Genomic DNA, 6,699 nt, shown 5'->3' with positions numbered 1-6,699 from the left:
GTTTTGACCAAATTTGATTACATTGTCGGTGATTGGAGCAATGAACAGTTGCGTCTACGTGGCTTCTATAAAGATGATCGCCCTGTCACAGATGCAGAGAAAATCAGCCGTCTGGAAGATTATTTATTAGAATACTGTAGCTATGGCTGTGCTTATTTTGTCCTAGAAAATGCAGAACCCCGTCGAGCATCCTTTGACAAGAAATCTTCTCCTAAACAACAGGAAGAGGGGAATCGTTCTGCTAAGCGTGGCGGTCGTCAAAATCGCCGGAATCGTTCTAAAAATCAGTCACGAGAACGTGAACAAGAGCAAAAACAAAAGACTTCTCAACCAAAGAAAAAGAACCGTCAGCGGTCTAGAAAAAAAGATGCACAGGGTGAGCAAGAACGCCACTTTGTCATCCGTCAAAAGTAAAGAGAGAAAAGAGATAAGATGAAACCTTCAATTTATGGCTTGACTCGACAAGAACTGATCGAGTGGGCAGAAGAAAATGGTGAAAAGAAATTTCGAGCGACCCAAATCTGGGAATGGCTCTATCGGAAACGCGTCCAGTCATTCGAAGAAATGACCAACCTATCGAAGGACTTGATTGAAACCTTGAACGACCAGTTCGTGATTAATCCTTTGAAACAACGGATCGTTCAAGAGTCGGCAGATGGGACTGTCAAATACCTCTTTGAATTGCCAGATGGCATGTTGATCGAGACAGTTTTGATGCGTCAACATTATGGCTTGTCAGTCTGTGTCACCACTCAGGTAGGGTGCAACATCGGCTGTACCTTCTGTGCATCTGGTTTGATCAAGAAGCAACGCGATTTGAACAGCGGGGAAATCGTTGCCCAAATCATGTTGGTTCAAAAATACTTTGACGAACGTGGACAAGATGAACGTGTCAGCCATATCGTTGTGATGGGAATTGGTGAGCCGTTTGACAACTACAAGAATGTCTTAAGCTTTGTCCGTACGGTTAATGATGACAAGGGGCTGGCTATCGGTGCCCGTCATATTACCGTTTCAACGTCTGGCTTGGCTCATAAGATTCGTGACTTTGCCAATGAAGGGGTTCAGGTCAACTTGGCAGTATCCCTTCATGCTCCAAACAATGACTTGCGTTCTAGCATCATGAAAATCAACCGGGCCTTCCCGATTGAGAAATTATTTGCGGCCATTGAGTACTATATCGAAACGACCAACCGTCGGGTGACCTTCGAGTACATCATGCTCAACGAAGTCAATGATGGTGTCGAGCAAGCCTTGGAATTGGCAGAACTCCTCAAAAATATCAAGAAGCTATCTTATGTCAACTTGATCCCTTACAACCCAGTTAGTGAGCATGACCAATATAGCCGGAGTCCAAGAGAGCGAGTGATGGCCTTCTATGACACCTTGAAGAAAAATGGAGTCAACTGCGTGGTTCGTCAAGAGCATGGAACAGATATCGATGCCGCTTGTGGACAATTGCGTTCTAATACGATGAAGAGAGACCGGGAGAAAGCCATTGTTGAAGAAGCTCAACCGTAACAACTGGCTGATAGAAGAAGGGCAATTAACAAAAAAAGGAAGACAACTGCTACTAGGTGGCAGTTTCTTCTATTTTGTCCTGCTCTGTCTCCTGTGTTTTCTTCCCCAGCGGCCTGAACCAGGGATGGAAACACCTGGGATTCAGCATTTTGGTCGTGTAGTCGTATTACTGATTCCCTTTAATTCTCTCATCAACCTAGGTCAAGTGACCAGTCTGCTCCAGCTGATCAAGGTGTTTGTACAGAATATAGCCAATATCTTTCTCTTGTTCCCTTTGGTTTTTCAACTGCTGTGGCTTTGGCCTTGGCTAGGTACTAGGAAACGCGTCCTTTGCTTTAGTCTAGGGATGAGTGTGTGGATCGAGCTTAGTCAGATTGTGTTAGACCTCTTGTTTGATTTCAATCGGGTGTTTGAGATAGATGATCTGTGGACCAATACTCTGGGAGGCTACCTAGCCTATCTGTGTTTTAAATGGGTGCAAGCTTCTATGGGTAAGGATAATCTATCTTAGTTTGGACTAAAATCCGAACGATTGAATACGATTTCAAATTTTAGGTTGACAAAGTCAGAAGCGGGAGCTATAATAGCTTCAAGACATCAGAAAAGTAGAGGTTTTTCTCACTTCCAGGGAGCTTGTGGTGATTGCGAACAAGCAGTGGTGAATCTTGAAATGGGCTGATGCGTTTATGATGATGAATTTGAAACAATAAAAATTCGGTGAGCACACCTTATCGTGCACCCTGTTGTTAGACAGGTCAGAGATGTAGGAGAAAGAATGTCTTCCTACAATTGAGGTGGCACCGCGGTATCGAATCGTCCTCACACAGATTTTTCTGTGTGAGGTTTTTTGTATCTCAAAGGGATCCAGTGAGACTGCAGCTCAAAGGACCATCGAGAGAGAAAAAAGATCATAAACAGGATTGAAAATATAGAAAAGAGGACACAATCATGACAGAAACTAAAGGCTATTTCGGACAATTTGGTGGATCTTTCGTACCAGAACCCATTCAAAACTTGCTGGATCAATTAGAGGCAACTTTTGAACAATACAAAAATGACCCAGAATTTATCGCAGAATACAAACATTATTTGAAAGATTATTCTGGTCGGGAAACACCACTCTACTTTGCGGAAAGTTTGACAGAACATTTAGGTGGGGCAAAAATTTATTTGAAGCGCGAAGATCTGAATCACCTAGGTTCGCACAAGTTAAATAACGTCTTGGGGCAAATCCTCTTGGCCAAACGCATGGGCAAAACGCGCGTGATTGCCGAAACAGGAGCTGGTCAACACGGTGTAGCTACAGCAGCTGCGGCAGCTAAGTTTGGCATGGCCTGTGATGTCTACATGGGAGCAGAAGATGTGGAACGCCAACGTCTCAATGTCTTCCGCATGGAAATGATGGGGGCAACCGTCCATGCGGTTGAAACAGGTACAAAGACCTTGAAAGACGCTGTTGATGCTGCTTTTGGAGCATGGATGGCGGATCTGGATGCTTTTTACGTTTTGGGGTCTGCTGTTGGACCTCACCCCTACCCAACCATTGTGCATGAATTCCAAAAGGTGATCAGTGAAGAATCTAAACGCCAAATCTTGGAAAAAGAAGGGCGTTTGCCGGATTATGTCATTGCCTGTGTTGGTGGGGGATCCAATGCCATTGGTGCCTTCTCCCAATATGTAGGTGATGAAGCAGTCAAATTGGTCGGAGTTGAAGCAGCAGGCCATGGTTTGGATACTGATCAGCACGCAGCGACCATGACCAAGGGGACTGTTGGAGTTGTCGATGGCATGAAGACCTATGCTGTCTTTGGAGAAGATGGAAAAGTAGCGCCAGTGTACTCGATCTCTGCTGGTTTGGACTACCCAGGGGTTGGTCCAGAGCATGCTTTCTTTAAAGACTCTGGTCGTGTCGAATATGTAGCTGCGACAGATGATGAAGCAGTTCAAGCTCTTCTTCTTCTCAGTAAGACAGAAGGGATCCTCCCAGCTATTGAAAGTTCCCATGCGATTGCAGAAGCGGTTAAACGCGCTCCACAATTGGACAAAGACAAGATTATCATCATCAATGTTTCAGGACGTGGGGATAAGGACGTAGCTGCTATTGCAGATTATCTAGAAGCGAAAGCTACAAACTAAACAATCTTATCTGCTAAAAATTGTAAAAAAGAGTAAAGCATGATAACTCAGAAAAAGACAGGGAACGAAAGGAATCCGGTCTTTTTCTTTTTTAAAGAGAAAGACCAGGAGACCAATGAGGGAAGCCCCTTGCATGACTAGGAGGACTTGGGTAGCTGAGAGGGTCAAAGAAAAAGTAGCCAGTAAGAGAAAGTCCCCTGCTCCAATGCCAATGGAGTAAAGACAAGATAGAATTCCTAAGAAGAGAAAGACTCCCATCAAGAGGGTAGGGCCGGTGAAAAGTAGGCAAAGAGTGTGGAGTATTAGCCAGAGAAGGAGAGGGTACTCCATGGAACGCAAATCATAGATAGCCAAAACACAACTGCCAAGCAGAAGCAGGAGATGAGGAATGGGAAGAAAGCCCTGATAGCATAGCAAAAAAAGGAGGCCACTCCAGCCTTCAAAAAGGGCATACCAATAAGGAAGAGGACTCTGGCAGTAGCGACAACGGAATCGAAAAAGTACTTGTGAGAGAATGGGAATCAGGTCCAGAGGTCTTAAGGTCTGTTGGCAATGATCGCAGTGGCTTCTCGGACAGATGATGGAGCTTTCTGGAAAGCGGTCGATCACAAGCCCTAAAAAGGAGGCGATGCAGGCACCGACTGTAAAAAAATAAAAGTTAATCATACTTATATAATTCGTAAAAAAGATGACGAATAACGATTAGAACTGAAACAATTTTCTAACTTTTCTTATTTAAGCATTTTCTCTTGCATTTCTTAATTAGAAGGATTATAATATAACTAAATTAGAATAATTCTAAAAAAGGAGAATTTAGTTATGACAACAATTAAAAAAGAAGCAGCAAAAGACGTAGCAACATTTGCAACAATCAGCGAAGTAAGCAAGAGTTTAACCGATACAAAAGCGGTTTTGAATCAAGTGGTGGCAGACCTTTATGTCGCTCATATTGCCTTGCACCAAGTGCACTGGTATATGCGTGGCCGTGGTTTCCTCGTATGGCATCCAAAAATGGATGAGTACATGGAAAGCTTGGATGCGACTCTTGATGAAGTGAGTGAACGCTTGATTACCTTGGGTGGTGCCCCATACGCTAGCATGGTTGAGTTCTTGGAACACAGCAACATCCAAGAAGAAAAAGGTTCATTCGAACGCTCTATGGAAGAAAATTTGGGACGTGTTCTTTCTATCTTCCGCTACTTGGTAAGTCTTTATCAAAAAGCCTTGGATATCACAGATGCTGAAGGAGATGACGTGACCAACGATATCTTTGTTGGTGCAAAAGCTGAATTGGAAAAACATATCTGGATGATTGCCGCTGAATTAGGTCAAGCACCAGGTTTGTAATCTGAAAATAAACAAACGAGCCTTCCTTGCTTGGGAGGCTCATTTTGTTTGGAAGTGATTTTTCCTGTAAATAAAACAGGGGCCATCTTGAAAATACTTGAAAGATTTGATAGAATAAGCACATGAAAACCCTGTACGATGTTCAACAATTTCTGAAAAAATTTGGAATCATCATTTATGTCGGAAAACGACTTTACGACATCGAATTGATGAAGATTGAATTAAAAAGAATCTATGACGCTGGGCTGATGGAAAAATTGGATTATCTAGAAGCAGAAGCTGTCTTACGTAGAGAACACGCACAGGAATTACGTTATTTAGAAGAGGAAAAAGAAAAGTGAGTTTAACAAATATTTTAGTATGGTTGATTGTTTTAGGAATGTTTGGCTGGATGGGCTACAATTACTTCCGTATCCGTCGGGCTGCAAAAATTGTGGACAATGCAGAGTTTGAAGAATTGATCCGCAAAGGCCAATTAGTGGACTTGCGCGATCCAAATGAGTTCCACGCTAAGCATATTTTGGGAGCTCGGAATATTCCTTCTAACCAGTTAAAAGTGAGTCTGTCTGCTCTTCGCAAAGATAAACCAGTCTTGCTCTATGAAAACAGTCGTGGGTCCCGTGTGACCAATGCGGCTCTCTTCTTGAAAAAACAGGGCTATAAAGATATCTATATCTTGTCCTATGGTTTGGATTCATGGGATGGGAAAGTCAAGACTAGTTAAAATCAAGGAACATTTTGCTAAAGACGCTTGATGCGCCATCATAAAATGATATTAATTTTAAGGAGATTATAAAATGATTCTATTTTGGGGTTCAAAAGGTTACCAAAAATTATTGGGACATACACAAACTGCTATCGAATGTGGCCATTGTAACAATGTTGGTACTTGGGAAATTACGGAATACGGACGCAAGTATACTCTTTACTGGATTCCGCTCTTTCCTTACGGTAAAACTTATTTCCTTTCTTGCCCGATTTGTCACTACGGAAAAGAAATCCAAAAATCCGAAATTGAACAATATCTAAACTATTAATAAAAGATAGGTTATCAGTGTACTGACCCCAAAAAGTTAGATAATTAATTTATCCAAAGGATTTAGTTCTGTACTGTACAGGACTGAGTCCTTTTAGTTTTACCTTAATTCGTTTGTTGTTGCAATAATCAATATATTCTACAATAGCTTGTTCCAATTGGTTAAGCGACTTAAATGTATTCTCGTAACCATAAAATAATTCTGATTTCAAAATGCCAAAGAAAGATTCCATCATGCCGTTGAATAAGGTTGACTGCTTTCTTACCAATCTCTCCTTGGTATGAAGAATACTTCCGTTTACGACGAATTCGAGCACTTAAACCAAGGACCTTCATCAGGCGTTGAACTCTTTTGTGATTGACCACATAACCACGATTTCTCAATTCAAGAGTCATTCGGCGATAGCCATAATTTCCTTTGTGCTCAGTAAAAATAGATTGAATTTCAGCTTTAAGATCTTTATCTTTGTCAAGCCTATCCAGTTGCTTCAACTGATAGTAGTAAGTTGAGCGAGGTAAACGAGCCACTTCAAGAAGTAAATCTAGTCGAAATCCTCCTGAAGCCATTTCTCTAATTGTCTCTGCCTTTCTCGTTGTAAGGCTTCGTCCCTGCCTTCTAGCTCTTTTAACTTTTTTAAGTAAGCCACCTCGGTACGTAA

9 protein-coding genes, 1 pseudogene and 1 other annotated feature are annotated in these 6,699 nt (G+C 42.1%); of the genes and pseudogenes, 8 read left to right on the top strand and 2 right to left on the bottom strand.

Going from position 1 to position 6,699, the window contains the following annotated elements:
• The 4 genes from ACLOR3_RS06665 to trpB form a co-directional block, all read left to right on the top strand.
• On the top strand, window positions 1-414 hold a 414-nt coding region (locus ACLOR3_RS06665), incomplete at its 5' end, for a YutD family protein (protein WP_412037088.1).
• Window positions 415-432: 18 nt separating this feature from the next.
• Window positions 433-1,521: a dual-specificity RNA methyltransferase RlmN gene (gene rlmN, locus ACLOR3_RS06660; protein ID WP_411400673.1), complete on the top strand. Its 1,089-nt coding sequence runs from the start codon at window positions 433-435 to the stop codon at window positions 1,519-1,521.
• Window positions 1,499-2,032: a VanZ family protein gene (locus ACLOR3_RS06655; RefSeq protein ID WP_411400671.1), complete on the top strand. Its 534-nt coding sequence runs from the start codon at window positions 1,499-1,501 to the stop codon at window positions 2,030-2,032. Before rlmN ends, ACLOR3_RS06655 begins: the two co-directional genes overlap by 23 nt.
• A gap of 77 nt (window positions 2,033-2,109) precedes the next feature.
• Window positions 2,110-2,345 (top strand) — a binding site (T-box leader).
• Between the two features lie 124 nt (window positions 2,346-2,469).
• Window positions 2,470-3,657 carry a tryptophan synthase subunit beta gene (trpB, locus tag ACLOR3_RS06650; protein ID WP_154852183.1) on the top strand — a complete coding sequence of 396 codons (1,188 nt, stop codon included), beginning with the start codon at window positions 2,470-2,472 and terminating at the stop codon, window positions 3,655-3,657.
• Window positions 3,658-3,663: 6 nt separating this feature from the next.
• Here trpB and ACLOR3_RS06645 read toward each other — a convergent pair whose 3' ends face one another.
• Window positions 3,664-4,323, bottom strand: a complete 660-nt coding sequence (locus ACLOR3_RS06645) for a prepilin peptidase (protein WP_411400669.1) — start codon at window positions 4,321-4,323, stop codon at window positions 3,664-3,666.
• Window positions 4,324-4,476: 153 nt separating this feature from the next.
• Between ACLOR3_RS06645 and ACLOR3_RS06640 the strand changes: the two genes are divergently transcribed.
• From ACLOR3_RS06640 to ACLOR3_RS06625, 4 genes are all read left to right on the top strand, one after another.
• A complete protein-coding gene (locus ACLOR3_RS06640; RefSeq protein ID WP_006596795.1) occupies window positions 4,477-5,004 on the top strand; it encodes a Dps family protein in 528 nt (175 codons plus the stop codon).
• A gap of 122 nt (window positions 5,005-5,126) precedes the next feature.
• On the top strand, window positions 5,127-5,345 hold the full coding sequence (locus ACLOR3_RS06635) for a YqgQ family protein (protein ID WP_006596794.1): 219 nt from the start codon (window positions 5,127-5,129) through the stop codon (window positions 5,343-5,345).
• 38 nt (window positions 5,346-5,383) lie between these two features.
• On the top strand, window positions 5,384-5,728 hold the full coding sequence (locus tag ACLOR3_RS06630) for a rhodanese-like domain-containing protein (protein ID WP_042361384.1): 345 nt from the start codon (window positions 5,384-5,386) through the stop codon (window positions 5,726-5,728).
• Window positions 5,729-5,801: 73 nt separating this feature from the next.
• Complete coding sequence (locus ACLOR3_RS06625) at window positions 5,802-6,041, top strand: zinc-ribbon domain-containing protein (protein WP_411400666.1); 240 nt, start codon at window positions 5,802-5,804, stop codon at window positions 6,039-6,041.
• A 49-nt stretch (window positions 6,042-6,090) separates the two neighbouring features.
• Here ACLOR3_RS06625 and ACLOR3_RS06620 read toward each other — a convergent pair.
• Window positions 6,091-6,699, bottom strand: a pseudogene (locus tag ACLOR3_RS06620) (IS3 family transposase); the annotation flags it as partial.

The organism is Streptococcus intestinihominis, from assembly GCF_046824975.1.
Classification (GTDB): Bacteria; Bacillota; Bacilli; order Lactobacillales; family Streptococcaceae; genus Streptococcus.
Note: the sequence above shows the minus strand (reverse complement) of the source record. Positions and strands in the feature narration are given on the sequence as shown.

Bases quoted from the DNA above. Each gene is read 5' to 3' on its own strand.
- rlmN (WP_411400673.1), top strand. From the start codon at position 433: ATGAAACCTTCAATTTATGGCTTGACTCGACAAGAACTGATCGAGTGG.
- trpB (WP_154852183.1), top strand. From the start codon at position 2,470: ATGACAGAAACTAAAGGCTATTTCGGACAATTTGGTGGATCTTTCGTA.
- ACLOR3_RS06645 (WP_411400669.1), bottom strand. From the start codon at position 4,323: ATGATTAACTTTTATTTTTTTACAGTCGGTGCCTGCATCGCCTCCTTT.
- ACLOR3_RS06640 (WP_006596795.1), top strand. From the start codon at position 4,477: ATGACAACAATTAAAAAAGAAGCAGCAAAAGACGTAGCAACATTTGCA.
- ACLOR3_RS06635 (WP_006596794.1), top strand. From the start codon at position 5,127: ATGAAAACCCTGTACGATGTTCAACAATTTCTGAAAAAATTTGGAATC.
- ACLOR3_RS06630 (WP_042361384.1), top strand. From the start codon at position 5,384: ATGTTTGGCTGGATGGGCTACAATTACTTCCGTATCCGTCGGGCTGCA.
- ACLOR3_RS06625 (WP_411400666.1), top strand. From the start codon at position 5,802: ATGATTCTATTTTGGGGTTCAAAAGGTTACCAAAAATTATTGGGACAT.